At 64.8% G+C, this 25,873-nt stretch carries 22 protein-coding genes; 14 read left to right on the forward strand and 8 right to left on the reverse strand.

Annotated features, from left to right (window positions below):
* Positions 1-18 precede the first annotated feature (18 nt).
* Complete coding sequence (gene lysS / locus NU1_RS15460) at positions 19-1,716, reverse strand: lysine--tRNA ligase (RefSeq protein ID WP_067521986.1); 1,698 nt, start codon at positions 1,714-1,716, stop codon at positions 19-21.
* Between the two features lie 697 nt (positions 1,717-2,413).
* On the opposite strand from lysS, the gene NU1_RS15470 reads away from it, so the two are divergent.
* From NU1_RS15470 to NU1_RS15535, 12 genes are all read left to right on the forward strand, one after another.
* Complete coding sequence (locus NU1_RS15470; protein ID WP_067522145.1) at positions 2,414-2,632, forward strand: helix-turn-helix transcriptional regulator; 219 nt, start codon at positions 2,414-2,416, stop codon at positions 2,630-2,632.
* Between the two features lie 26 nt (positions 2,633-2,658).
* Positions 2,659-3,957 carry a tyrosine-type recombinase/integrase gene (locus tag NU1_RS15475; RefSeq protein WP_169815068.1) on the forward strand — a complete coding sequence of 433 codons (1,299 nt, stop codon included), beginning with the start codon at positions 2,659-2,661 and terminating at the stop codon, positions 3,955-3,957.
* A gap of 791 nt (positions 3,958-4,748) precedes the next feature.
* The gene (locus NU1_RS15485; protein WP_157552316.1) at positions 4,749-5,393 is read left to right on the forward strand and encodes an MspA family porin; all 645 of its coding nucleotides are present in this window, start codon (positions 4,749-4,751) and stop codon (positions 5,391-5,393) included.
* A 920-nt stretch (positions 5,394-6,313) separates the two neighbouring features.
* Positions 6,314-7,633 carry a polymorphic toxin type 37 domain-containing protein gene (locus NU1_RS42235; protein WP_169815069.1) on the forward strand — a complete coding sequence of 440 codons (1,320 nt, stop codon included), beginning with the start codon at positions 6,314-6,316 and terminating at the stop codon, positions 7,631-7,633.
* Between the two features lie 15 nt (positions 7,634-7,648).
* Entirely contained in the window at positions 7,649-8,200 is a 552-nt protein-coding gene (locus tag NU1_RS15495; protein WP_157552320.1) for a hypothetical protein, read from the forward strand.
* Between the two features lie 553 nt (positions 8,201-8,753).
* The gene (locus tag NU1_RS15500) at positions 8,754-9,182 is read left to right on the forward strand and encodes a hypothetical protein (RefSeq protein ID WP_157552322.1); all 429 of its coding nucleotides are present in this window, start codon (positions 8,754-8,756) and stop codon (positions 9,180-9,182) included.
* 1,166 nt (positions 9,183-10,348) lie between these two features.
* Positions 10,349-10,723: a hypothetical protein gene (locus NU1_RS41465; protein WP_157552324.1), complete on the forward strand. Its 375-nt coding sequence runs from the start codon at positions 10,349-10,351 to the stop codon at positions 10,721-10,723.
* A 146-nt stretch (positions 10,724-10,869) separates the two neighbouring features.
* Positions 10,870-12,747 carry a ParB N-terminal domain-containing protein gene (locus tag NU1_RS15510; RefSeq protein ID WP_067522002.1) on the forward strand — a complete coding sequence of 626 codons (1,878 nt, stop codon included), beginning with the start codon at positions 10,870-10,872 and terminating at the stop codon, positions 12,745-12,747.
* A gap of 131 nt (positions 12,748-12,878) precedes the next feature.
* Complete coding sequence (locus NU1_RS15515) at positions 12,879-13,952, forward strand: DUF932 domain-containing protein (protein ID WP_212761962.1); 1,074 nt, start codon at positions 12,879-12,881, stop codon at positions 13,950-13,952.
* 324 nt (positions 13,953-14,276) lie between these two features.
* Positions 14,277-14,666, forward strand: coding sequence for a hypothetical protein (locus NU1_RS15525; RefSeq protein ID WP_067522008.1), 390 nt, complete (start codon positions 14,277-14,279; stop codon positions 14,664-14,666).
* A 33-nt stretch (positions 14,667-14,699) separates the two neighbouring features.
* Entirely contained in the window at positions 14,700-15,167 is a 468-nt protein-coding gene (locus NU1_RS15530; protein WP_067522010.1) for an LPD29 domain-containing protein, read from the forward strand.
* Between the two features lie 188 nt (positions 15,168-15,355).
* Complete coding sequence (locus tag NU1_RS15535) at positions 15,356-16,717, forward strand: UDP-N-acetylglucosamine--N-acetylmuramyl-(pentapeptide) pyrophosphoryl-undecaprenol N-acetylglucosamine transferase (RefSeq protein ID WP_245720137.1); 1,362 nt, start codon at positions 15,356-15,358, stop codon at positions 16,715-16,717.
* A gap of 158 nt (positions 16,718-16,875) precedes the next feature.
* Here NU1_RS15535 and NU1_RS15540 read toward each other — a convergent pair whose 3' ends face one another.
* The 3 genes from NU1_RS15540 to NU1_RS15550 all read right to left on the reverse strand — a co-directional run bounded on the left by NU1_RS15540 (position 16,876) and on the right by NU1_RS15550 (position 19,339).
* Complete coding sequence (locus NU1_RS15540) at positions 16,876-17,538, reverse strand: hypothetical protein (RefSeq protein ID WP_067522011.1); 663 nt, start codon at positions 17,536-17,538, stop codon at positions 16,876-16,878.
* Positions 17,539-17,637: 99 nt separating this feature from the next.
* Positions 17,638-18,645, reverse strand: a complete 1,008-nt coding sequence (locus tag NU1_RS15545; protein ID WP_157552328.1) for an endonuclease/exonuclease/phosphatase family protein — start codon at positions 18,643-18,645, stop codon at positions 17,638-17,640.
* Positions 18,646-18,688: 43 nt separating this feature from the next.
* Entirely contained in the window at positions 18,689-19,339 is a 651-nt protein-coding gene (locus tag NU1_RS15550) for a 2'-5' RNA ligase family protein (RefSeq protein ID WP_157552330.1), read from the reverse strand.
* A 142-nt stretch (positions 19,340-19,481) separates the two neighbouring features.
* Between NU1_RS15550 and NU1_RS15555 the strand changes: the two genes are divergently transcribed.
* Entirely contained in the window at positions 19,482-20,885 is a 1,404-nt protein-coding gene (locus NU1_RS15555) for a hypothetical protein (RefSeq protein ID WP_067522017.1), read from the forward strand.
* Positions 20,886-20,967: 82 nt separating this feature from the next.
* Here the strand turns inward: NU1_RS15555 and NU1_RS15560 are convergent, their stop codons facing one another.
* The 4 genes from NU1_RS15560 to NU1_RS15575 all read right to left on the reverse strand — a co-directional run bounded on the left by NU1_RS15560 (position 20,968) and on the right by NU1_RS15575 (position 24,250).
* On the reverse strand, positions 20,968-21,462 hold the full coding sequence (locus tag NU1_RS15560; protein WP_157552332.1) for a hypothetical protein: 495 nt from the start codon (positions 21,460-21,462) through the stop codon (positions 20,968-20,970).
* 29 nt (positions 21,463-21,491) lie between these two features.
* Entirely contained in the window at positions 21,492-22,799 is a 1,308-nt protein-coding gene (locus NU1_RS15565) for a hypothetical protein (protein WP_067522021.1), read from the reverse strand.
* Between the two features lie 175 nt (positions 22,800-22,974).
* On the reverse strand, positions 22,975-23,934 hold the full coding sequence (locus tag NU1_RS15570; RefSeq protein WP_084521449.1) for an FkbM family methyltransferase: 960 nt from the start codon (positions 23,932-23,934) through the stop codon (positions 22,975-22,977).
* A 103-nt stretch (positions 23,935-24,037) separates the two neighbouring features.
* Positions 24,038-24,250, reverse strand: coding sequence for a hypothetical protein (locus NU1_RS15575; RefSeq protein ID WP_067522023.1), 213 nt, complete (start codon positions 24,248-24,250; stop codon positions 24,038-24,040).
* A 1,107-nt stretch (positions 24,251-25,357) separates the two neighbouring features.
* On the opposite strand from NU1_RS15575, the gene NU1_RS15580 reads away from it, so the two are divergent.
* Positions 25,358-25,741, forward strand: a complete 384-nt coding sequence (locus tag NU1_RS15580) for a hypothetical protein (protein ID WP_067522025.1) — start codon at positions 25,358-25,360, stop codon at positions 25,739-25,741.
* The last annotated feature ends 132 nt before the right edge of the window (positions 25,742-25,873 follow it).

A 25,873-nucleotide genomic window follows, 5' to 3' on the forward strand; every position in this document is an offset into this window, starting at 1 on the left:
CTACCGCTGCTTGTGGTCTCAGCTGGGTGTGAGCAGAGTTCGGGTGCGGTCGGGGCCGAGGGAGAGCAGGAGAGTCGGCAGGCGCGGGCCTGTGTCACGAGAAACCAGCAGCTGGTAGAGCGCTTTGAAGAAGGTGCGCTGCTGCTTTTTCAGCTCGGGCGTAGGTTCGGCGTCCGCAGGCAACCCGACCATCAACTTCGGTACCGCGTACACAGTGGTGGTGAGATCGGGCAGCGTCCAGTTCTCGCCCATCCGGTCCACGAGCAGCGCGACACCGTCACGAGTGGCAGCGTCGAGCCCGCTCCACGCTTCGGCGTTGAATTCTGTGCGGACGATTGTTCGGTCGCCCTCGGGTAAAGACTCGGTGTAGCGGATCGCGTTGCCCAGACGCGGCTCCAGTTCGGCTAGCAGCGCGTCGTCGGTCTCGGGAACGTCCTGACCAGTGCCTTCAACGGTCAATTGTTCCCGCAGCAGTCGTGCGATCTGGGTGGTACTCCCAGCGGTGATATCGACGAGGGCGGACAACAACCGGAACGACACCGGACGAGCAGACTGTTCGACCGCACCGACGTGGGTCTGTACACACAACTCGTGCAGATGCGTTTCCGTCGGAGATGCCTCTCCCGCAGCAACTTTCGCGCTATAGCGGTCCCACTCGTCGTAGAGCCGGACTATGGCCGAAGGGGACAAGTCGATGGTGAACCCGTTAGAGGGGAGGCGGCGGGCGTACAGCCACCGCACCATCGGGGGCTCGAGTATCGCGAGGATCGTATCGGGTGTAGCCGCACCACCTGCGCTGCTGGACAACTTGCCGCCGCCTCCGGCGGGCCGAACGAACGAGTACACCGCCGTCGACGGGGCTTCCGCGTCATAGAGCGCACGGATGATGACGCGACCGGATGCGAACGAACTGGTCGGAGCGTGGTGGTCCTCACCCGCGGGCTCGAACTGGACGCCCTCGAACGCCCACCGCATCGGCCAGTCCACCTTCCACACCAGCTTCCCGGAAGGCTGGCTGCCGTCGGCGAGGCTGTGCCCGCCGACGTGCCCGCACCGGCATGTGTAGGTGATGTTGGTGCCGTCCCAACCGGTTACCTCGGTCGAATCCTTGCCGCACACTTCGCAATACGGCTTATATGGGTAGTAGGCGGCGCGTCTCTCCTCGACCGAGGTTTCGTGGCGGCCTTCGGTTTGGAAGGTCTCCAGGATGTCGAAGATGTCGCCGCGTCGATCCAGCGCCACACGAATCTGCGAGTTGTAGGTGCCATCGGGATATGCGACCGATTGCCGTACCTCTCGCATGCGGACACCCAGGCGTTCCAATGCGTCGGTGAAGCGAGTCATATGCCGCACCGCGTACGACTCGAACTCCCCAGCCGGATCCGGGATAGCGGCGAGAGGCTTGCCGACATGCTCGGCCCACTGCTTCGGAACTCCGGCCGGCACTTTCCGAAACCGGTCGTAGTCGTCCCACGAGTGGTGGTGAATCGCGTCGAGACCCCGGGCGAGGAGTTCCTCGGCGACCAGGTGCGCGGTCATCGCCTCCCGCAGATTGCCAAGATGAATGTCGCCGGAAGGGCTGATACCGGACGCGCACACCAGCTTGGTCGCACCGGTCTGTTTCGCGTGCTCGATCACGGCGTCGGCGGTGCGGGCGATCCACGACGCCTCACTGGTGGCGTCGCGAGTGTCTGAGGTAGCGGGGCTGGAGAGCACCGGTACACGCTACCAGCGGTGACCAGCCGATATTCGACCAAGCCCTGGCCCCGCCGTGCGGCTAAGTGCTGGACGAGCCCTTCCGGTCGTTGCCCGGTCGGTACTGGTTCCTATGCGGGGTGCACAAGCCCGTGCCGGGTAGGCCGATCGAGTCGGCAGAGTGACGGGCACCGGCGTCGGCATTGTGGGCCAACTCCCGGGGACTTGGAGAGTTCGGAGCTCCTGTTTCGTGACGGCGTGCTGAACGGAAGCTTGCGTCTTTCAGCCTGCGTCCGCTGGCACGCCACACGCCGTTCGACGTTCACGGAAGTGATATGCGATTTTCGTGGTGAGGGGTGCCAGTCCTTAGGTACACGCAACTCCATCGATCCGAAGGGCTGCCCATGTCCCGGACTCTGCACCTGCTGGTACGCGCAGCTAGCTACCCGCCGGTCGGCAATCCCTGCCGCCACGCGGTCTGGGTGTCGGGTGCGACGGATGGGCCGCTGATCGGTGCGTCGGCTGTGCAGGTCCCCGGCCGTATACCCCACGGGCCCTACGGCATGTTCCGGGTTGGCACCGGGCCGCGCGAAGACCGCCCGCTCAGGGTCGACTTGACGATTCCGGTCGTAGGGAGGGTTGATCGTGCCGCGTCCGGATTCGAATCGGCCGATCAGACGGGAATGCGGCTGTGAAGGCCGGGTCCGATGAGCGCGACATGGGAGATGACCTGGTCGGCAAGCGGTGGCTCACTCGCGAGGAAGCGGGCGAATACCTCGGTGTTCACCCTCGCACCCTCGCGAACTGGGCCGCCAAGGGGCACGGACCCCGCTACTCGAAGCCGTCTGGCAACTCGTGCATGTATCGGCTCGCGGATCTGGACGCCTACCTCGAGGCGCACATGGTGCACACCGAGGAGCAGCCCGAAGCTGCATGACCTGCCCGCGACGAAGGGGACCGGAAATGCCAAGGCCAGTAACCGAACTCGGTAGTTACGGTGACATCGGTGCCAAAGAGCAGAAGAACGGGAAGTGGAGGGCGTGGGCCACTTTCCGTGACTACGACGGCAGAGGCCGTCTAGTGGAGGCGTACGGGCCGACGGAGAGCAAGGCGAAAGCGGAGTTGCGGAAGAAGCTCACGGCACGCGCGAAGCAGTACAAGGGCCGCACCCGCGGCAAGATCAGCCGGGACACCCGTCTCACGCTCCTGATGGACATGTGGCTCGAGGAGGTGGAACGAGACGAAGGTATCGGTCAGCAGTCCTATGGCCGATACAAGGGTGAGATCGACGCGAGCGAAGACAAACGGGCCAGCAAGGATGCGATCAAGTTGCGCCCCGCTCTGGGCAATCTTCGTGTATGGGAAGCGGACGCGGGCCGCCTCGATGAACACATCCAGTCGATCGCCGCTGCCGGACTGAAGTCGAAGGCGCGGCTACACAAGGTCATTCTGACCGGCATCATGGGAGTCGCCGTCCGGTACGGGGTCCTGACGGAGAACCCGGTACGCGACACCTCCCGCATGCGCAGACGCAAGACCAAGCCCCAAACCATCGATCGAGACCGCTTGGACGGCTTGCGTGCTCAGCTTCGGAAGTGGCTGGCAGGGAAAGAAATTCCGGGAACACCCGCGTATACGCACGGCCCGAAACGGGATCGCCTCGTGCTTGATGTGGCCGATCTGGTCCTCGGCTCCGGAGTGCGCCCCGGGGAAGCGCTGGCGGCATCCTGGGATCAGTTCGACCTCGCCGCGCAACCGGCGACATTCACCGTGTCGGCGACCGTCGTCAGGCTCGCCGGAAAGGGGCTCTTCCGACAAGAATGGGCCAAATCCGATGCCGGACACCGGATTGTCGCACTGCCCGAGTTCACGATCGGGATGTTGAAGCGGTTGCGCGACGACCCGACGCACGGGCGGATGTGCGAGGTGAAGGCACTGCGCGAGGTGGGCGGCGACGTGGAGGAGGTTGGGGACAAGGTCCCGCTAGTCTTTCCCGGCCGAGGTGGAGTGCTTCGCGATCCGCACAACTTCAACCGGACGTGGCGGGCTGCCCGTGGCACGTTGTACAAGGATGTGACTCAATACACGTTCCGGAAGGCGGTCGCTACGCTGATCGCCGAAGCGTCGGATTCGAAGACCGCCGCCAAGCAGTTGGGGCACTCCCGTGAGGGCATCACCGAGCGGCACTACATCGCGTCACCCGAGCAGGCGCCGGATTCATCGGCGGTGCTGGAGCAGGGTTTTGGCGCGGCAACCAGCTGACGAACATTGCATCGTCAGCGGCGGCGGGGGCCTCGTTCGGAGCGGCGATATCGAAGAGGCGGTGGATACAACAACCACGGTGGTGCTGGATACGAGTCGGTGGTTGTCTATCAGCGGCGACGGAGCCTCTGTGGGTTAATGCGCTGGTGCGGCCGCGATCGCTGCAGGTCACACCGAGCAGGTTGATGGAGGTGGCCGCACGCCGTACCAAAGGTGCGGCAGCGGGGTCAGTTCTGTGCTGCGCGCTATCCGCGCGATATTCGAGGCTTTGTACGTCCCTTCTCGGAATGCCACCGATTGCACGGAATGATCACGTCAGGGCTGCGGTGGGCTAACCGAGTCGCAGCGCGATCTCAATACGGCGTGGCGAACCGTAACCGAATGATTGCCGAACTAGAGTTCTGCGCGGTGTCTCAATAGTCGTTGGGTGGTCAAAGGAATAGGGGATGACGTGGATTCGTCGGAGTCACTGGTCAAGCCAGTTGCGGGCTTGGTGTTCGGGACCGTAGCACTGATCACGGCGTTCGCGTTCTTGTCCCGAATTCCCGGCTGGGCCGACCGCCACGGTGCGATTCTGGTGTATTTCCTATTCTTTCTGACGATGTCGATCGCGGGCCGATTGTTCTGGGTCGGAGCCGACGCGGTGATTGCTCGACTCCGCAATTCTTGAACGGATATGTTCCGGTTTCCGGAAACTGATAGTTTGTCCGTTTCTCCCGTGCGCGGGTGTCGTTTCGGATTCGATAGTTCCTTTGGCGTTTCTCGTTGGCCATGACCAGAAAGGTTTGTCGGTGCGGGGTGCGGGTCGGGTATTCAGTGTTGTTGTCGCTGTGGTGAGCGCGTGTGTGCTCGGTGCGGTGCTACCGCAGGCGAGCGCGGAAGGCAATTGGGACGAGACCGCGACCGAGTTCCTCGATGACGGCACCGAGATCCAGGTGTGGAAGGCGATGGAGAACCTCGACCGCACCCCCAACCTGGCAAGTACTCTACTCAGCCGCGAGGGCTTCCTCACCGTCAAAGGCATTGTGCAAGTGCGGCCTTCGGCGCAGGCCACGGTCAACGCGGGCTCGGTGACCGTGGGATTGCAGATCGGCTGCCAAGTCGATCTGGGCGGCGGAATGCAGGTAGGAGCAGCCTTGTCGGTCGGCCCGTGGGTGTCATTCACCGTCTCTCAATACCCCGGTGTCACCCCGGGGGTCGGCGCGAACGCCGGAGGGACGGTGACCGGTACGATCCGGCCCGGCACGATCGCGGTGGTGCCGCTGGCCTCGAAGCCGTTGCAGGGTGGGTACGGGGCGATCAAACTGAGCAATATCTATATCAAGGTCGATGCCTGTGGCGGGCAAACCAACATCCGCACCTACGTGATCGGCGCGGTGTCCACCAGCACCGACGATATTCAGGTTCCCGCGTACGGGCAGCCGAAATGGCTCTAGCGCCGCAGGGTTCACGCAAGACGAGCCGCGCTGTGACGGCGGTCGCGCCCCTGATGCTGTCGGTGGCTCCGGTGCTGTGGGTGCTGTGCGGTCCGGAACCTACCGCGCATGCACAGCCGCCGATCTGTATCCCGCAGCCGCCGACCTACGGGTGCCCGCCACCACCGCAACCACCGGGGCAGGACAGTGGCCCACCGGCGACTGGTGGGCCACCGGTCCCGACACCGGCACTTCCGGCACCGTACACAGCGCCGCCCTCTGGTGGCACCAATGGTGGCGCGGGCAACGGGTACGGACCCGTTGCGCCCCAAGGGGATCCGAACAACCCCATCATCGTCGGCCCCGAGGTCGAACAGCCGGGTTCTGTCCAGGCCCCGGTTCCCGCGCCGCAGGCCCCCGCCCCGGTGCCGCCGGGCGAGGCGCCCCCGCCGGTCACCGTGCAGGCCCCGCCCCCACCACAGGAGACCCCGACCCCCGTCGCCCCGCCAGCTGGGTCCGATGTCATGTCCCAACTCGAACGCGCGGCGAAGCTACACGAGCAGGGTGTGCTCACCGACGCGGAGTTTGCTGACCTCAAACGAACTCTCCTGCAAGGAAATCCGAGTCCACCCGCGCCGTCGCCCGTGCAACAGGTGCCGACGGCGACCGAACCCGGCGAGGGATCGGGGGCCGACGATCGGATCGCAACGTTGCTGATCGTCGGTAGTGCGGCATTCGTATCCGGTGCAGTGTCGTCGCCGTCCCGAGGTGCCTCTTCGCGTGGGCCGTTCGGATCGCTGATGCATCAGGCCAAGAACGCCCCCTCCGATGGAAGCGGATCGGGGCATGGCGGATCAGGCAATTCCGGCGGCAGCGGGAAGGGATCCACCCCGCCGTCCTCGAGTTCACCGCAGTCGTCCTCGGATTCGCAGGCCGCATTGTTGGGCGCGCTGACTCAGACTGGTCCCACGCCCGACGCTCTGAAACCTGGCGGCGGGGGACAGAAGGCACCCGCGCGGCCGCAGTCACCATCGTCGCAAAATGATTCGAACGCAGCAGTTCTGGGCGAGCTGACCCAAACTCAGATTCAGCAGCAGTCGACTACCACCGGTCCCACCACCACAACGACTACGACGGTCACTGGCCCGGGTGGGCAGACCTCGACCGGCACAGCCCAAAGCCACGAACTCACTGATGGTGGCAAGCAGTCGTTCCACTACGACTCCGACGGCAACCTCACGTCGATCACCGTCACCGACGGCGACGGAAACACTCGCTCCTACGATCCACCCAAACAATCCGCCGCCGATGGCGATACCAGCAACTACAGCGAAGAGGAGATCAACCGTCTACGCGAACGCGCACAACAGAACTACGACCGCGCCGCCCGCGAGGCATATATGCACGTCCCCCTCGAAGACCGCGTCTACAACCTCGACCGGGCACATTCCGAGCTAGAGCTCTACAAACAGTTCGATCACTACGAAGGTGGGCACTGGTACGACGCCGACGGCAACCAACTAGTCGTCGTCGACGGCCACGTTCTGCGATTCGACAACGACGGCAACTACGTTGCCCCCTCGGGTGTCGACGACAGCGGCATAGAGGCGACTCCGCAGAAATGGCGTGACCGTGGCATGCCGGATGTGCTGGCGTTGGACCCTTCCAACCCTCTCCAAGAGGTCACCATCCCTGGTACGAAGTACCCTGTCCCCGCAGACACACCCGGCAAACAGTGGTACATGCTCGACGACGGCACCTTGGTCGTGGAAGACGGGAACGGATTCCATCGCGTCACCAACGCCCCATCGACAGCAGATGTCTGGATCAACCGAGGTATGGCCCTTGTGCCACTTCCCCTTCCTAAAGGCGGTGGGAAGCTCGGGAAAGGTATCGAAGAAGGCCTGGGTGGACCGAAACCGCGCCCGCCCGAGGCGACGAAGCCGGGCGGAGTGGTCAACCCCGGCCCGGCCGCGCCCTCAGTCAAGATTCCGGAGAAGGTGCCAGGCACAGACGTCGAAATACCGCGCTTCAACTTCAACGATCCCACCCAGCCCCCCGCCGGGCCAGGATGGGAGTGGCGCGGTCAGAATCCCCCCGGCGGGGACAGGGGCGCCTGGTTCAACCCGCAGACGCAGCAGAGTATCCATCCCGATCTCAACCATCCCGACCCCATCGGACCCCACTTCGATTTCAAGCCACGCAACGAACCGGGATGGCGCATCTTCCCCGACGGACGTGTACTGCCGAAACCGGAGTGATGAGAGGTGAATACCGTGATCTGGTCATTGCTCCCGCACAGTGTGGCCGGAGCGTACGTGGGCGAAGCGCTACGCTCGGGCCTGGATTTGTCCATGACCGCACTTGCGGCACGCCCGCTACGGGAGTACCGGTACTTCGCGGGAATTTCCAGCGATCCGTCCGGCAGCCGCCTATCCGACTTCACTACAGGAAAGTCATGGCCCACGGTGGTTGGGAAACGTCTGGCCGACGATCTGGCTGTCCGCTTCCCATCCAGCCAGCTTGTCGTCGAGATGCCGCTGGCCAAGCCGACCGATCATTTTGTCGAAAACGGTGCGGACGAGGGACTCGTCGTATGGAACGACAGCGTCTATGCCGTATGTCGGCTCGACGAAGGACCACAACGAGCGAGGTCGGTTCTTTTGGAACACGATCCGTCCTTCCTCTACAACGCATTCGTCATCGATGGTGCGCGGCCGTTCCCTGCCGTGGTGGCCGACGACACTGGCGACTGGCTGGAGGTCATACTCATCGGAGCGTACGACGGTGAGGGAGTGGTCGGAGCTTTCCTCACCGATATCGAATAGGAACTCCTTGAGTCAACCCTCGATGATCAGCTGGCCCACGCGTCGGCTGGACTCGTTGATCGTGGTGGAGTATCGATACGGCTGGCTTGTCGCGCGTCAAGCTTTGTGACAGGGCCCGTTTCTCACGGGAGTTTCCTGCGAAGAGAAATCGGATCGTTCTATCACGAGACCGGCGGCCGTATCGGGAGAAGGTCAGTCCACGCTGGCCGGTGAGTTGACCGCTTCTTAGCTGCGCGGCGGGCGAGGGTGTCCGACTGTCGGTGGGAACTGGAAACGGCAGTTCTTCGAGGCCGGTCGTTGTGAGTCTAGTGGCTGGGAAATCGGGCAATCGCCGCAGGAGCAGCAGCTCAAGGCCGAGATCGCGGGTCTGACCAAGGCGTTGAATGAGGCGAGGGTGTGGAAGCAGTCCTCGCAATGATTCGTGCGCGCATCTCCCACTTCCGCCGACTGCCCGAAGTAGCGAGGAGAGGCTTCATGCTTAGAGAGACAATCGGATCACTACTACTGCAGGGACATCGGGGGGAAGCCGGTAGCGCGGGAATGGGATCCGTTGGTGACTGCGGACATGTTTCAGGAATGCTCGATCGCCGACATCCGATATCTCCCGCTCGTATCCTCGGTCGGCGTAATCGTTGATCTGCGGGCGGCACTCCAGCTCGATGGTGGGAACGTCGAGCTTCTGATCATCGAAGGTGTCACTGAGCTGCGGATATCGAATGAGGACGTGTTCGCTCGTCCCATGATGCGCACCGTCATCGCTTCGACTCCAGCAGTCGAGGCCCATGGATATGCCATGGACCTAGCTTTCCACCCGAGCAGCGTGATGAGCATCCGCGGCAGGCGTGGCATCTTCCATGAAGGGGTTGTCGACGAGATCGGTGATACTCAACCGGACTTGGGTGAAGTTTCTGAGTTCTGGGGAGGGTTTCCGGACTGGAACTCGCCCTTCACGATCTGCTGCTCGACGATTGTGGAGGTGTAGCAACACCGCAACACCAGCGCAGCCCGCCATCGTCGACGCCTGTCGACGCGACAACCACGGCACCGACGCCGTCGTGCCGACGGTGATGTTTGTGACCGACAGCGGTGGTTCGTTCCGCTCGTTCCGGAACCGGCCCGGCGCGGTCCACCTCGGCACCGCCGATCCGATGGTCCCCAACTTTCCCGAGACCGAAAACCTGCCAGCTACGTGACACGGGACATTGGTGCGGCGATCAGCTGACGAACGTTGTGGTACTGAATTTTTGGTGTTTTCTTGGAAATAGCCCGATCCAACGGATGAAACGAAGAAGCCCCTGACCGATGTTGCCTGGTCAGGGGCCAGCTTGTGGTGCGCCATCAGGGACTTGAACCCCGAACCCGCTGATCTAGATCAGACCATCAGCTACCTCAGCTAGTCCTCTCTGACCTGGCCATGGTGGCCGACAGCAAACCCATAGCATCTCACTGCTTCTCGACAAATCTCGTTCATTCTGGACCCATCGTGGACCCCAAGTTGAAGTTCCCACGGCCCTCTGGGAGCGATAGCCAACCGCGATTGCGCCCGTCGAGCCGGAGTAGGTAGTTCGCCCGGCACCGGCTACTGCCCCCTCGCCAGTCTCCTGTGACCGCCGGGATCTTGCTGCCTACGCACTACTGCACGGTACAGCTCGACAGCTGCGTATACGCCTCCACGATCAGCGTCCTCGACAGCGCCGGACCTCCGCGAACACCATTCCCGAACGTCGGGTCCGACAGACGCGTTCAAGCGCATACGGGGCGGTCGACAAGATCGACCAGTTCGACTGGGCGATGATCGACTGCCTACATCGCTGCGCTGGCCGCCGCGCGTCACCTGCGCCAGGCCGCGATCCTTGCAACCCGCGCTGCTCGCCGAGTCGCCGCGACTCCCGCCGACAAGGGTGGGCGCATGTTCCCGTGGGTGCACTCGAACAATCTCATCTCCCGGAGTGCCTCGAACAGTCGACCGTAATGGAAAACGCCCCGGTCCGGCCAGGCTCCTTCGTCGCCGGGCTGTGTTGACCTTGGGCCGTTTCGCCGAAGTTCTTATTTTCTTTTTTCCCTTCCGGCGATCGATTTTGGGCCGGGAATCCGGCGGTTCGTCAACCCCTGTCCCGGAAATTTCCGCCCCCCAGGGGCAGGCTCGCTGTGCTCGTGCGGAATTTTCCGGGACAGGGGTTGCGCCCCGACGGATCTCCCGGCCCGAAATCTCTTTCGCCGGAAGGGCAAAAAGAACGGGCGGTAGGTGGGGAGCCGCACTATCAGTCAGGAGGCGAACTCACGATGAGCAGTACTACGGATTTGTTGACCCGCAGTGAATACAGCGCGAAGCGGAAGAACCAGCAGGCCGGGCCGGTGTCGGATTTGATGCCGGAAACAGTGCAGCGGTTCAAGGATCTGTATCCCGATTGGAAGGGAAAGAACTGGCATGTCTCGGCTGGGGCTTACGGGATGCATTTAGGGCCGGTGAATCTGGTCCGCGATTCCCAGCCGGACGAGGAATCCAGCGGCAACAACGCGTGACACGACAACCGCCGATCCGATCTAGCGGACTGCTATCCCGCCGGTCGGCCGTGCACTGACTATCCCCAGTGCGGCACACCATCCCTTGACGCGGCGCGTCGGATTGCTCGCGCCGATCGTCACCATTCACAGAAAAGCGAAAAATCATGACTCAGAGCATTGAAACCGACACGCCGAACACCGATGAACTCGAAATGACCGCTACCGACAGCGCGCCCACTGAAACCGAAAATCAGCCTCGTGACGCCGCCAGCGTTGCGGGCGGTGAGGTGGCGGTGTTCGACGCGTCTGCGTTGGAACCGGCCGAGGTGGTCTATGACGCCGAGTTGATCGAGGAACACCCCGAAGAGTTCCGGACGCCGGAGGTTGACGCGGACTTGCTGGAGTTCGACATTCCCGAAGGGGAAGCCAGGTATGACCTCGACAACGACCCGGAACTGGTCGAATCCGTTCGGGCCTGGGGAGTGCTGGAACCGGTCACGGTCTACCCCGGTGCCGGTGGCCGGTACCGCGTCGCGCGGGGCCGACGCCGGGTGCTGGCCGCTCGCCTGACCGGGCACAAGGTTCCGATTGTCGTGCGTTACGGGGCGGCCGGGGATGAGTCGGAAACGATGATCCAGACCATTGCGGCTGAGATGCACACCAACGACCGCAGGATCGACTACACCGACCGGGAGCGTGCGAACCGGTGGGCGCAAATGTCGCTGTACGGGGCGAGCGTGGCCCGCATCGCTCGCGACACCTCCGCCAAGCGCGAGGAGGTGAAAGCCGCTCTCGCCGCCGTCGATTCGAGTACAGCGATGGGCGCGGTCGACGCCGGGCAATTCAGTTTCGAGCAAGCCGCCGTCATCGCCGAGTACGAGCAAGCCGGAGACTTGGACGCGGTCACGCGACTTATGCGAGCCCCTGCCTGGGACTTCGGAGCTGAGGCGGGCCGCATCGCGGCCGACCGTGCCCAAATCGCCGAACAGTTCCGCGAGTCGCTGCCTTACGCCGAACGCGGATTCGTCTTTGTAGTCCGTGAACCAGGCTGCGCCGGTACGGAATTGCCCGATGGTGAGTTCATTCGCGCGGAGGAGTTGAGGACCGCCGAGGGCGGCGAGGTCACCCCCGAAGTGGTGGACGCTGCGCCGTTGCTGTGGTCGATGTATCTGGAGTTGCATCCGGAATCGGTGGCAGTGGACGCCGAGACAGGGGAGCCGGTCGAATTCGGCCAGATCGACTGGGACACCCGCTATTACCGGAGCGCCGAGGCAGACGAAGGTTTGCGGCACTTCGACAGCGTCACCCTCCAAGACGGTTGGCAACCCGAGTTCTGGCTACCGGTGGAGAACTTGGAGGCGTCCGGGCTGGTTGTGCACGAGGAATTCGCGCCCGGTGTGGTCGTGGTCAGTGATACCGCCGAGGGCGTCAGCGAGGAGGACCGCGACGCCGCCGGAGCCGCCGCGATCGCGGCGCTGGAGGCGCGACGCAAGGCCGAGGAGGAACGCGAGGAGGCCGCCCGGAAACGACAGCGGGTTACCGCGCTGAACATCGAGGGCGCGACTGCCAAGACCGAGCGGCGCACGTTCGTCGCCCAACTGCTCACTCGTAAGACCCTGCCCAGTGATGCCGCTGCGTTCATTGCCGATTCGCTGCTACTCGAGCCTGATCTGTTGAATCGGCACCTTGCGCAGGCGAGTGGACTGGACTTGCTGAATCTGGGCGACAGGGACAAGGCGTGCAAGCACAACGCCGACGCCTCCGCGAACCGCAGCCTTGTCGTGGTGTATGGGCTGGTTCTCGGGGCGCACGAGGCTCGTGTTGATAAGAGCCATTGGCGCGCGAAAACCGATGGTTGGTGGGGCGACGGGCCGGGCTATCGGCGTTATCTGTGCCATCTCGCGGAGCAGGGCCACATCTTGGCCCCGGTGGAGCAGGTCACGGCCGGAGTTCTGGAGTTGGCCGATATCGACATCGAGGCCCTGTGCGCTCGGCAGAAGGCCCAGCGCCAGGAACAGAAGGCACTCGCCGCCGCAGCGTGAGCACCGTTGTCCGGCCCGCCCCGTCCGTCGAGCCAAGGGCGGGCCGCAGAGATGCCAAAGACTTTGTAGGAGAGGAATATTCAATGTCGCGGGAGACCAGCGAATGGCTAAACACTCAAACGCTGATCGGGATGACCGAGCAGCGCGGCAAGGCGTGGCACTATCGCGCCGAGGACCAGGGCAGCGAACCCAACCATTACCCGGGCTATATCCCGGTAGGCGATGTGCGCCGCCGGTTGTTCGGGTGGCGCGCCGAAGCTGTCGCGCCGCACTACCCGGTGCCGTTCGGCACCACTCCGGAAACTCCGGCCGATCCAGCCAACCCCGGCTATCGGCTGGTCGAGGTGCCCGGGTCGCCGTTGCCGATGATCGCGGACCTGTCGCGGCGCATCGTGTACCGCAGCGACACCGGCCGCCCGTTGGGGGTGTTCTCGAGCAAGTACCCGGTGATGCAGTACGGGGAAATGTTGTTGGACGGCTTGGCGGCGCTGGTCACCCCGGACGGGCTGGCGGTGTCGGATGATTCGCTGGGTATCGGGTCGGCGGGATTGCTCAAAGGCGGCGCGGTCGCGTGGGTGCAGATCGAACGCCCCGAGACCGTAGCCACGCCCGAAGGCGTCGATTTCCGAACCTCGATTCTGGCGTCCGCGTCTATGGATGGGTCGCTGCCGCTGTCGTATTCGGCGGTGAATCAGGTTGTCGTGTGCGACAACACGCATGCGTGGGCCTTGGACGAGGCCGAGCGATCCGGGCGGGTGTGGAAGCTGCGCCGCCGCAGCGCCCTGTCTCAGTTGGCGTTCAAGGACGCCCGCGAAGCGTTGCAGATGGTGGTGCAGGCCGAAGACGGGTTCGCCGCCGATATCGCGAAGCTGTGCGACCTCTCGGTGAACACCACACAGTTCCGGCAGCTCCTGGACGATTTCGCGCCCCTGCCCGAGGAGGAGGCCAGCAAATCCGCGCGCACCCGCGTGCAGAACAAGCGAGACCAGCTCGAATTGCTCTGGACATCCGACGAGCGCGTAAAGCCTTGGACCGGAACCGGTTTCGGATGGCTACAAACGGTCAACACCTGGCAGCACCATATACGCCCCGCCCAGGGCAACCGCGCCGGACGCAACACCACCAACGCCGTCACCGGCAAGACCGCCGACGCGGACGCCCTCACCCTGGAACGAATGTTCCAGGTCCTCACCCCGGCCCGATGACATGGGCAGACAGACCAACACCAGCCACAAGGCCCACTACCGGAGGATGCCGGACGGCGCGATCGGGTGCCACCAATGCGACGCGCCCGCAACCCGCTGGATCGACTGGGAACGGTACGGGTGCAAGCGCTGGTTATCCACCGCCTATTGCGACGCCCACGGCGACTGGTGGTTACGCGATTCCGACACCACTGCCCGCGCTCGCACGATCCGCTGACCAGCACGAGACGAAGCGCCCGCCGGGCGCACGAGGGTCACCGCCCGCGCCAGCGTCTGGAAACCATCACTCCCACAACTATTTTCGAGAAGGAGCGCGCCCGCGCTATGACCAGCTACAACCCACATCCCGCCGATAACCCGCCCACAATCACCGCCGCCGACATCATCGGAGGGCGCGAGCAGATCAACAGGGCAACCCTGTACGCCGAACGCCACGGCGTTCAACTCCGGTTCGTCCTGTACGTCGACAGCTATCGCGCGCAATCCCGGTTCACCGTGGAAGCATTCTCGCGGCCCGAGCTGAGCTGGAACCTGCTGTGGTCGATCATCCCCGGCACCTACGCCTACCAGGACGGCCCGGACACCGCCGCCGTCACCGACCCGGCGACGAACCTGATTGCCAGCCCCTACAGCCTCACCGCCGAGATCAAAGCGAGTAGCTGGCAAAAGATCATCAACGCACTCACCACCCACGCCGACCGCCTTCTGTCCTGAGCTGGCCGCACCAAATCGGAAGGAGTAAAAGCGATGATGGAGATTCCCGAGGCCGCCAAGCGCTGGAAACAAGCCCTACGCGCGCACTGGCCCGGCGTCCGCTGGTCGGTCCGCTCCGCCCCGCGCGGATGGTTCACCGTGATCACCACATGGCAGGACGGACCGACCACCAGCGCGGTCGCCGCCTTCTGCCACGAATGGAAAGTTATCCAACCCGACGCCGCGAGCTGGATTCGCGATTCCGGATTCCGGCGCAGCTACAGCCCGGCCGGATACGCCATCGTCATCGAGGCGATAACCCGGGACATCCCGGGCATGCCGATACCGCGAACCCCGGACGCCGGGCTGGACATCCGCGCTGCGCGAGCGCTCACCTGGGCGGGGCCGGTGAAGGTCGCCGGACGGTTCTATGGCCATGACCGCGTGTACGACCTGGTAACGGTGGTTGAGTTGGTCGCCTGCGATCACGACTACGCCACTGCTCCCGACTCACCTGAATAGAACCGGGCGCATATGAGGCCCCGCCTCAAGGCGGGGCCTCATATGCGCTGGCGAGCGAAGCCACAGCGGCTTCGCTCGAAATGGCCCGACGCGCTGGGCGCGCGTCGGGCCATTTCGCGTGCAGTGCGCGGACGACCCACGCACTGCACGCCAGATATGAAACGGGCCAGCGCGTAACCACAGGGACGGTGCAACCCCCCAGGAGCCCGGCTGCGCAAACGGGCCTACTTATTCCAGCGGCCCATCAAAAGGCCGCATACTGGCGCGCAGTCAGCGTCAAACCAGATCGCATCTGCGCCTCGAAAGATCCCGAAAGTCCGGGCCTACAATCTGAATTCGTGAACCGTGACGCGAGCGATGTGGTTTCGGGCGATTCGGCTCCACCTCTGCGGTTGATCGTGTCTGGGGGAGGCACCGGCGGGCATATCTACCCGGCGTTGACGACGATTCGCACCCTGGAGGCTCAGCTTGCCGCGACGGACCGGCAGCTTGACGTGTTGTGGATCGGCACTGCGGGCAGCCTCGAAGCTCGGGTGGCTACAGCCGAGGACGTGCGATTCGAGGCGGTGGCCACCGGCAAGATCCGGCGAGCGGCGAATCCGCTGAAGTTGTTCAGCCGCAGCAACATTCTCGATATGTGCCGGGTTCCCCTCGGGGTGTTGCAGGCTCGTCGTCTCATCGCCCAGTTCGGTCCCGATGTGGTGCTCACGACGGGTGGTTATGTCGCCGTTCCGACCGGGCTCGGGAGCTGGCTGGCTCGGCGCCCTCTGGTCGTCCATGAACAGACGGTCCGTCTGGGCTTGGCTAATCGGCTCTTGTCTCGGTTGGCGAGCCGAATAGCGTTGTCGTCGGGGTCCTCGCTGTCGCTGCTGGGCGGAAAGCTGCGCCACTCGGCTGTGGTGACCGGGAACCCCGTTCGCGCGGAACTGTTCGGCGGCGACGCCGAGGAGGCTGTGTCGGTCCTCGGGCTCGGTGGTTTTGATCGCGGTGTACCTACTGTCTATGTGACCGGCGGTGCCCAGGGCGCGGTGCAGATCAATCGCGTGGTGCGAGAAGTGCTGCCATGGATGCTGGAGCGGGCCAACGTCATTCATCAATGCGGAAAGTCCTCGATCGACGAGCTGACCGATCATGCCGCGACGCTCGCCCCTGACCTTTCCGGCCGCTACCTGGTGACCGAGTTCGTCGGCCCGGAGCTGGCGGATGTGTTCGACCTGGCCGATGTCGTCATCTCCCGTAGCGGGGCGGGCACGATCGCGGAGATCACCGCCCTGGGCAAGGCGTCGGTGCTCATCCCGCTGGCCTCGGCCGCGGGCAACGAGCAAGCACACAACGCCGGCGTTCTCGCTGAACGCGGCGCTGCGGTAGCACTGCTCGATGAGGTGTCGGCGCACACGTTGCGACAAGCACTCGAACCACTGCTCCGCGACACCGAAAAGCGAACCGCCATCGCGCAAAGCGCTCGACTCTGCGGCCATCCCGACGCCGCTGAGCAGCTTGCTCAACTGGTGCTATCGGAAGCCGACCGGCGCAGGTCGGCCCGCGCCTGAAGGTGGCGCTGGGCACCGAATTCGATGAGCGCAAGGCAGCGTTGGAACGCGCTGGCTAAGCCACCGAACGGATCAGGGACCCCCTCGGTCGCCGAGGTAGAGCGATACTTTGGGCCGGGTTCGCTCGTCGCAGGGTCGCTGTAGCGCGGCCAGATTAGTTACCCGCGCGCTGTTCGGGGGCTACCGGGTTCCGTTGCGTCGACGGCTCCAGCTCGCTGGTCGCCTACCCCGATGGCGCGTTGTGTGTTCAGGTTCCACGAAAGCCCGTCGTCGCCGAAGGTATCGGTGTCTACCAGCAAAATCTGCCCGACCACTTCGGTGACCGGGTCAACCGAGGTCGACCAGTGCGCGGTATCGACTGTGCGGCGGCCGTAGCCGAGAGAGATGTGCGGGCGCTTCTCTACGGCGACCCGGGCGCCGTAGACCGATTGCAGCGCGTCCCCGGCGGCATCGGCCAGAGCGAGTAGTTCCGGTGTGGGATCCATGCGCACGACGACACTGTTGGTGGTGGCTTCGGCCCGCATTGGGGTGAGGGTGACCGGGTCGAGTCTGGAGACTGCTGTGCTCAGGGCCGTGTGCAGGTCGCCCCAGCTGCCAGGGACGGTCGCGGCGGTCGGGATGTCGGCCCACGCCAGCGTCACGTGCCAGAACTGGCGAACCACGGGCCGAGTGATGTCCTGCCAGTCCGGTCGCCATTGCGCCACGGGCCCAGACTCGGCGACCAGCGACGCGCACAGTGCATCCAGCGCCGGGCCGGGCGTGATGTAGACGTGCGGGCGGCTACCCGTGGGTGCCCACACCCGCTCCCCGAAATCTTGCATCCTTACCCCTCCAATACCCGTCGCTGGCGCGGACAGCATGCACGCCAATGTAATTCGGTGTCGCAGATCCGGTAAACCACCTCCCTGGGCGCACGGGGATCAGGGTGGGGTATCGCCGAGCTGAACATGCGCGAGTACCGGCAGATGGTCTGACGCGCGCTTGGCCGCGTCGGTCGATATGGCCTCGAAGCCCGCCACGCGGCCACGGAAGTGATGGGTGCCGTAGATGCGATCCACCCGCCGCGGTGGGTGCCGGTCGGTCGGCCAATGCCCTGTCGAGCACTCCAGCGGGCGTCCGGCCTCGACCGCAGTATCAATCAACTGCCCGAACTGCGGATCGACCAGGATCCGGTCGGCACGGCGGTCCCCACGCACCCCCGAGGCGGTCGGGTCGAGCTGATGCACCCGATCCGGGAACCAACCGGTGCCCGGATAGGGGTCGGGGTCTGACCACGTGGTCGGCTGCCACGGCCGCCGCCAGCGCCGCGACCACGGCACCCCCACCCGCGACGCCGGAAGAGAATTCGAGTCGCAGCCGATCAACGTCGGAACGTTGCCGTTGTTCGCGATCCACGCGATCTGGTACGCCTCGGAGATCCGCCATTGAGGATCGAACACATCGGCATGCCAGGAACACGCCCGCATCCGTGAGCCGCCGTAGTCCAGTTCGACGGCGGCCAGGCAATGCCATAGGCGGGAGCGGCCACGCCCATAAGACTGGAATGTGCCGGGCACGGCCTCGATGTCGGGTCGCCACATCAAGCCCACGTAGAAGCGGTGGCCTGTACGGCTGGCCCAGCTCTCGGCGCGGGCCACGGCCACATGCTTCGACGTCGGCGCCGCGTCCCACGGCGGCTGCGTATGGAAACAGGTCATGCCACAGGCGTCGGCCAGCTGGATCAGCTCTCGCGCGGCTGCTTCCTCGCTGGTGGCGACGATCTCCTGCACACTCCAGCTGTGCGCGCGCTGCTCGGCGGGTGCGTCGGCCTGCGTCAGCACCCTCACCTGGAGGTCACGCCGGTCCCGCAGCTCCTGGTCCAGGCCCGGGTCGCCCAGTCCACGGTTGAGCAGGTTCGCACTACCGTGGACGATAAGTTCACCCGGCACGGTCGCTCCCCCTCGCTCGCTTCCGTCCAACTCTTGCCCGCCATCATGTATCCGATCTCAGAGCGGGGCCGAGGGGAAACGACTCCAGAGTTTCCCACGTGAGCTGTCCGGCTGCTTGGTCGATCGCGACTTCGACCAGCTCGACCCGCGGCAGATACAACGGGGCGCCCGCGGGGTCGATCTGGCGCAGCTTCTTGTTGATCGGGTCGCTGTCGGTGGTCGCGGTGCCGTATCCGAGCGAGACGTGGGCTTTGCTGACCGGGAACGCCGTCGAGTCCGGTCCACGTACCGATTGGACCGCACCTCGCAGGCGCCGATGGATGTCGGTGGTCAGTGGGGCGGCGGGTGAAACGTCGATGAGCGGGCCGGAGCGGTAGCAGTAGCAGCTGCCCGCGCGGCCGAGGTAGGCCGGGACGCCGTCGAGCGCGCGGTGCACCGCCTCGACCAGCCCCGCGCGTTCCCCGGCAGGGATGTCGGCGGCGACGCGATCGGTCACGCATTCGAGGGTGACGTGCAGGTAGTCCGAGTCCAGCAGGGTGATCGGCTCGTCGAGCACCGCCGCACGCCAGCGGGAAATCAGTTCGGCGAGTTCGTGGTTGGCGGGCAGGCTCAGATCCACGGGTGCGTAGAACTGGAGCAGCGTGACTGCCTCGGGCCACGGGTCGGTCCCGAGTTGGAAGGTGTACGACTGCACGGGCACCGAGACTACCGGCCGCACCGGCGATCCCGATTGCGTTCCGGCAAAACAAGATCCGCCGCTTTCGGCTCCCCGGCCTAGTGGTGCGAGGGCCGCTACACGAGGCGATATGCGCTGTGGCGCTGCTAACCTCGGATCCGTGAGCAACACCGGTAACCCTGACCTCGGCGGCAGCGAGCAGGCCGGCTCCCCGACCACCTGGACACCGTGGCGCGCGGCGCACGCCTACGCGGCAGCGATGCTCGAGCTGTCGACATCTGGTCTCGGCGGGGATGACGGGAACCCCGCGGACTTCGATGTGACGATCATGCTCATCACCTACGCACTCGCCGACTACGCCCGCTCCGAAGGCATTACTGTCACCCGGCCCGCCGACCTCGCGGACCTGTCGATCAAGGAATTGTGGCGACGCCTGGCCACCGATCCCCTGATGGCGTCGATTGCGCTGGCGTCGCCGACCGATCACGCGGTGGCCCCCGCCGAGGGCGACCCACTGCATGCGCTGTTCCACCGGATGAAAACCGAGGTCGACGCCAACGGACGATCCCACGGTGCGCGCGGGGGCGAGCAAGCCTGGTACGCGCGCGGTGAGGACGGGCAGGCCCTCGTCGGGTACACGCTATGGACCTACATCCCCCCGGCCGACCGCGACGCCGGCCGGACACCGCTGCGGTTCCTCACCGCCAAGGCCGAAGGCACCCCAGACGCGCAGGACCCGCTCCCTAATCCGCCCGCGCCGCAAGCGTTCCAGGTGTCGGAATATATGGCTGCCGACCAGCTGTGGCCCGAGCGCGGCACCGGTCCGTGGGCGGTGCGTGTCATGCAAGGCAATCTCGGAGGCCGGATGCTTCTCATGCATTACATGGCCTCGGTCGACGACCGCGATATCGGTGTCCCGGCCGATCTGACCGCCCCGCGTAAACCCGGAGAATCGGCCGACGAGTACGCCCAACGTCAGCGACTGTCCACGCTGTACCTCGAAACCCATGTGCTCGCCGCCGATTGGAGCCCCACTGTCGCCGACGAGCTGATGCACATCCGACCATCCGACGCTACGAACGCGGTCGAGGCGATCACCGAAGTCGCCAAGGGATGGTGGACCGCGGCCGGGTACCGCGGCACGATCGACGACCTTGTTCCCGCGATGACGGTGCTGCTGGATGGGCTGGTCGCACCGGAACGGCGCAGCGACGTGCAGCGCGTGCTGAACGTGATCATCGAGGGCGGGGGCGTCGCCCTGGACCGAGTCAGGCTACGGCTCATGGGGGCAGCGCAAGGGGCACCGTTCGAGGCGCTGCACCTGGCCGCCGCGTTCACCAGCGCGATGTATCAAAATCGAACCTGCGTCCCCGATCCGAAAACCGAATCCCTGCGCCTAGCGCAAGAAGGCATGCGCATGGCCGAAGGCAAGTTCGACAAGCCCGAAACCAGCGCACCGGCCTCGATGTCACCCACACCGGCGAAGTCGGCTCAGTCGGCGGATGCTCGAAAGAAGGCGGCCCGCAAAACGGCACGCAAGTCACGACGCCAGGGACGCCGATAGACCGACCTCGCCGGTGCGGTTTCGGGATCCCGGCGTGGAGGGCGAGAAGTCACACGCCGTCCAATTGACACTCTCTCGGGTTTCACACGCCCGCGGCGCCGTCGGTTGAATCGACCTGGGCCAGCAGGATTCTGGAAAAGCGTGAATTGCCGCTGGGCTGTCGGGCGATGAGACTGAATTCGGAAGCAGAACCGGCCACCTCGGCGTCGACTACTCCGTTGTCGGTCAGCCATTCCGTCATCTCCACTGCGTTCGCATACGCCGCTGCGGCGCAGTCTCCCTCGCAGGGGAAAATCTCCTGTATCCAGGGAAAATAGTGCAGAAACAGCTCGTCGGGCAATGCGCCCCACTCTCGCGCCAACTCGCGTAGCCGTTGTGGTGCGACCTGGATCAGTTGCAGCGCACCCTCATCCGAGGTCACGTCGTTGCAGACATGACCCACGATCTCCGCTTTCGCTGCCGCCGAAGTCGGGAACGCGGGCGAGAATTCGGCAGTGAGGTCTGGCGGCCAGGCGATAGCTCGGTACGTGCCGAAATGCCAGTGTTGGGTCCTACCCACAGTTATCACCTTTGTCACTTGATCCTCGGGCCGCCTGCCAGCGCATGTCATCGCGGGTCGTACGGGTCGGCGGCGGTGCGCGACCAGCGTTCGCCGATTGACAGTGTCGAGGCGTCGATGGCGTCCGCCGCTGCGAGGTGGGCGTGCAGGATCGTCGCTGCCGAGGTGATGGCCTGGGCCCAGTCCGGGAGCAGCTGGGGGTAGTCGACCAGGATGGTGCCGTCGCCGTACACCCGATCCCACAGGTCCATGTTGTCGACGATATTGGCCGCGTTCGAATCGAGGCCGCGTAGGCGTGAGTGGATGGCAACCATGTCGACGGTGTTGAGGTCGTTGGCGTGTTCGGCGTCGGGCAGCCGTTGCACGCTCGCCTGGCGGTGGATGAGGCCATCCAGTAGACGACATGCCTTGAAGTCGAACCCGGTCTCGTCATCGGTGCTGGCCCACCGGACGAGTTTGTCTGCCACTTCGCTGACGTAGCCGTCGTGGGCGGTGCTGATGTAGTGGTGCAGCGGGGAGTCGAGGCGTCGCATTTTGTCGTAGATGTCGCCGAACAGCGCGCGGATCTCGGGAAGCTTCAGCAGCTCATCGGTGCGTTCGATCATCTCTCTCTGGCTGCGGGGGCCGTGGGGCTCCCCGCCGAGCCAGGACAGATGTATGTGTCTGTAGTCATGCGGCCAGGGCGTCACGAGCGTGGCGAATGATCGCAGCGCCGCGAGTTGTACACGCAGCGCACCGGTGGACCCGCCGGGTTGGAAGTCGGTTCGACCGCCGCTGATCCATCCAGAGGTGGTATCGGCGCATGGCCGCAGTGGTCCCACGCCTGCCATGTAGCAGGCGAAAGTGTCGACGGGTTCGGCCATCCACCAGATGTGGATCGCCCATAGTTCAGTGGAGCCCCGCCCTTGGGGCACTACTTCGGCCAGCATTCCGGCCGGATGCACCAGCAGGGCCATGTTCTTGCCTGCGAGGTCCCCGCGCCACACAGTGGCGAAGCCCTCGTCGTGCAGCCACTCTGCGGCGTCGGCGATGTCGGCGCGACGGGGCAGCTCTCCGTAGAGAGAGAGTTCGTCAGGGTTCATCCGCCAGTCGGCGACGGTGCCCAGCCAGGCCAGCAGGCTGTAGCGCTGCGGGCCGTCGATGAGGTGCCGGCCTGCTGGTATGTCCCGTGTGTGCGGGACGCGACTCTCGGGGACCATCCACTGCACTTCGCGGGTCTCGATGTCGCCGGGCGGGGTGAATTCGCGCCGGGAGTCCGGCGGCGCCTGCAAGTCTCGTCCGTCCCGCGCGCGGCCGTGCTCGACGCGCCAGGCGCGACTGCGACTTTCCCACTGCACCAATTCCGTCAGCCCCATGCGTATCGACTCTAGCGATCGACCCGCGACTATCACCACCGATTGCGGCCGGTGACAGTAGACAACGCCGACTGGCACCACCCGAGCCCGCACGACATTCGACCCGATTGAGGAGGTTTGGTGCGCCCGGACGGCGCGCCTGATAGATCAATGATCCTCGGTGACGGGCGGCCCGCTAGAGGCTTGTGCGGGTGAGCAGCAGATCGGTCTGGCCAGTGATGGCGGAGTCAATGGCGGTCGGGCTCAACGCCATTGGGTGGCGCGCAGCGACTGTCACATCCTCGGGTGCGTAGGAGTTGTGCACCTTGTACGCGTGGAAGCCGTTGTCTGTCATCGGTTTAAGCACACTTTCGGCGGTGTGGCCGTCGCGGGCTAGCCATTGCGGAGTGATCTCGGTGAGGATTTCGCAGTCCGCGCGCAGCTGGGGAATCAGCCGCGCCAGTTGCGCCAGGACGGTACTCTCCGCGCCTTCGACGTCGATTTTGATCACACGGGCATTGGCCAGATCGCCGCGATCGAGGATGTCCGCCAAAGGCAGCCCATCGGCGGTGATCTCCGATGCGGGGTTCTCGAGGGGCCTCGTGGTGATAGCCCCGGTATTTCCACGATCGGGCAGGTACAGCTGTATCGGTCCGTGTTCGGCGGCGACGGCTGCGGGCACGACCCGCACATTGCCACAGTGATTGAGCGCCAAGTTGATCCGAAGCTGCTCGAGTGCTGCGGGCGTGGGTTCCACGGCGACGACTCTGCCGGTGGGACCTACCCGGCGTGAGGCGAGCACGCTGTACCAGCCTCCGGCCGCGCCGATGTCGATGAACCCGTCACCGGGTCGTAGGCGCGCGGAGATTAGCGTGGAAAGGCATGGCTCCCAACATCCCTGGACATAGATCGTCCTCGGTATGAAGTCGATGGTTGTCGGGATGTGGAATTGTCCATGGTGTCGAGTGCGGACAACCCGTGGTGGGCGGGGATTTTGGCGCAGGCCGACGTCGAGCCATTCACGCACCAGCGCCCGCTTGAGCGCTGTTCCTGTGCCGTAGCGAACCCACCAGCGGGCCGCGATCAACAACGGCGTCCATGGCGGTGGCCACAGAACCGTGTCCTGCCACGGAGGCCGGGACGTCAGTGAAGGCATTGCTCCGACGATATCGGCGTTCCGGTCGGGGCGCAGCGCATAAGAGTTCGGCTACCGATTCTGTTCCAGGACGTGAGATTGGCTGCGTTGGACGAGGTTCCGGTCACCTGGCGGCGTCGCGGGCGGCGAGCACAGCTCGGGCAACGGTCAACTTCCATTCGCCGCTCCAACGCTGCTCGTGATCGCTGAGAATGTCCTCGATCACCTCGACGTGGTAGGGCACCTCCGCTGGCAGCCCCGCAGCCGCCAGCACCAGCTGGGCGGCCAGCAGGTCTTGGTGCAGCCAGCCCAACGCCTCACCTATCGGGTCCGACATGCACTCTCCAACGAACGGTAGTAGTCGCGAGTCCGAAATCCGGCACGCTCCATTGCACAGTAGATCGAACCCGCGCGTCCTCACCTCGGCGGGGCGTAGAAGTTCCTGTGAGACAGCGCAGTAGGTGGGCATGCCACAGTGGCACGAGCTCAGAGGCAATCAGAAATATCACCGATCAAACAACGCCGGACAGTGCGCGGACGCACACTCGTGTCGCCGCTCGGAACCACCTATGCGGTGCGCGTCCAATCCAGGCATGGACACAGATTCCGAATCCGCCGCCGATTGCCGCGCCACAAAGCGGGTGTAGAGCAGCTCGAAGCATTCGCGCGACCCCCTGCTGTGGTCGCTAAGACCCTCTGACTCTGTGCGTATTGCGAGCGCTGTCGGCAACGGCTTCGATCTCGACCAAGCCCTACCTCGATCGGAAAACCGTCCGTCGCTACGCGTGCGCGCAGACCCTGATGCCAGCCCGCTCACCGTGGACAGCGGCCCGCCGCAAGAAGCTCGCGGGTTGGATTGCCAAGTAGACAGCCACCGAGACAGTACCGATGCGGATCGTTCTCGTCGGTCATGCTGGCGGTCCTGTCATCTCTGCTGACGGTGCCCCTCCCGTCGCTCACAGTCAGGCGCTCCTTGCTCGCGCCGAGCCCCCTTGTCGAAGGTGCCCACCACTACGTTCGGGCGGTCCGCGAGCAGCGGCTCGCGGTTACGGCCCGGCGCGGTGACGGTGTAGCCGTCCTCGGTACGTCGGGGCTTGTCGCGTTTGGTTCGGCTTGTCGGGGTCGTTTCGTGCGCGTCGCGGGGAGATCGAGTCGAGTGACCTCGTCGAGGGACGCATCGGTAGGTCCCTGTTGCGTTGGTCCGCCTGGCTGGCAGGTCGCGCGACTGTAGGGCGGGCCGCGTCGCAGCAAAACGGGGCTCGCGATGCTCGGCCGGTCGGCACCGAAAAACTTCTTTCCCCCGAAAGAACGCGGGTCGCTCACTGCGTTCGCTGAAACAACTTTTTCGTCGCTTCCCAGCAGACCCCGTTTGTGCTTCTCCTCGGTCCCGCCCTTGGCCACGAGACAAGCCAGACAGGCAACCAACCGCGAAAGGGAACATCCGATGAGCACCATCGTCAAGGGCAACATCGCCAAGATCAGCGACCCGGTCGTCTACGAGGCCACGGGCACCCAGCCGGAGACCATCGCGGTCTACGTGACCATCATCGACAACCACCAGCGCCGCACCGAGGACGGCTACACCGACACCGGTTCCACCGCCTACGAGGTCCGCTACTCCGGTCCCATGGCCATGCGCGTGCTGGGCACCTTCGACAAGGGCGACCCGGTCAGCGCTGAGGTCCGCAACCTGCGCACCGAGGTCTTCACCTCCCGCAAAGGCGAACCGCTCGCCAGCATCCGAGCCTTCGGCATCGACCTCAGCATGAGCTGCCGCTTCCGCGAGTTCCAGATCATCCGCCCCGTCCGCACCGACCAAGCGGCCTGACACCCGGCACAGCGTGCCCGCCATACCGGCGGGCACCTGGCAGGGGACACCCGGCCGCACCGACTCGCCGTCACCACGAGTGGGCCATTCGGCCCCGGCGCGGCTCTGAGTCCACACCGCATCACCTACTTT

The sequence above is a fragment of the Nocardia uniformis NBRC 13702 genome, assembly GCF_001613345.1.
GTDB classification, from domain to species: Bacteria; Actinomycetota; Actinomycetes; order Mycobacteriales; family Mycobacteriaceae; genus Nocardia; species Nocardia uniformis.

Excerpts from the sequence above, each read along its gene's own strand:
- NU1_RS15470 (WP_067522145.1), top strand. The coding sequence starts at position 2,414 with ATGGGAGATGACCTGGTCGGCAAGCGGTGGCTCACTCGCGAGGAAGCG.
- NU1_RS15475 (WP_169815068.1), top strand. The coding sequence starts at position 2,659 with ATGCCAAGGCCAGTAACCGAACTCGGTAGTTACGGTGACATCGGTGCC.
- NU1_RS15510 (WP_067522002.1), top strand. The coding sequence starts at position 10,870 with ATGACTCAGAGCATTGAAACCGACACGCCGAACACCGATGAACTCGAA.
- NU1_RS15515 (WP_212761962.1), top strand. The coding sequence starts at position 12,879 with ATGACCGAGCAGCGCGGCAAGGCGTGGCACTATCGCGCCGAGGACCAG.
- NU1_RS15525 (WP_067522008.1), top strand. The coding sequence starts at position 14,277 with ATGACCAGCTACAACCCACATCCCGCCGATAACCCGCCCACAATCACC.
- NU1_RS15530 (WP_067522010.1), top strand. The coding sequence starts at position 14,700 with ATGATGGAGATTCCCGAGGCCGCCAAGCGCTGGAAACAAGCCCTACGC.
- NU1_RS15540 (WP_067522011.1), bottom strand. The coding sequence starts at position 17,538 with ATGCAAGATTTCGGGGAGCGGGTGTGGGCACCCACGGGTAGCCGCCCG.
- NU1_RS15565 (WP_067522021.1), bottom strand. The coding sequence starts at position 22,799 with ATGGGGCTGACGGAATTGGTGCAGTGGGAAAGTCGCAGTCGCGCCTGG.
- NU1_RS15570 (WP_084521449.1), bottom strand. The coding sequence starts at position 23,934 with ATGCCTTCACTGACGTCCCGGCCTCCGTGGCAGGACACGGTTCTGTGG.
- NU1_RS15575 (WP_067522023.1), bottom strand. The coding sequence starts at position 24,250 with ATGTCGGACCCGATAGGTGAGGCGTTGGGCTGGCTGCACCAAGACCTG.
- NU1_RS15580 (WP_067522025.1), top strand. The coding sequence starts at position 25,358 with ATGAGCACCATCGTCAAGGGCAACATCGCCAAGATCAGCGACCCGGTC.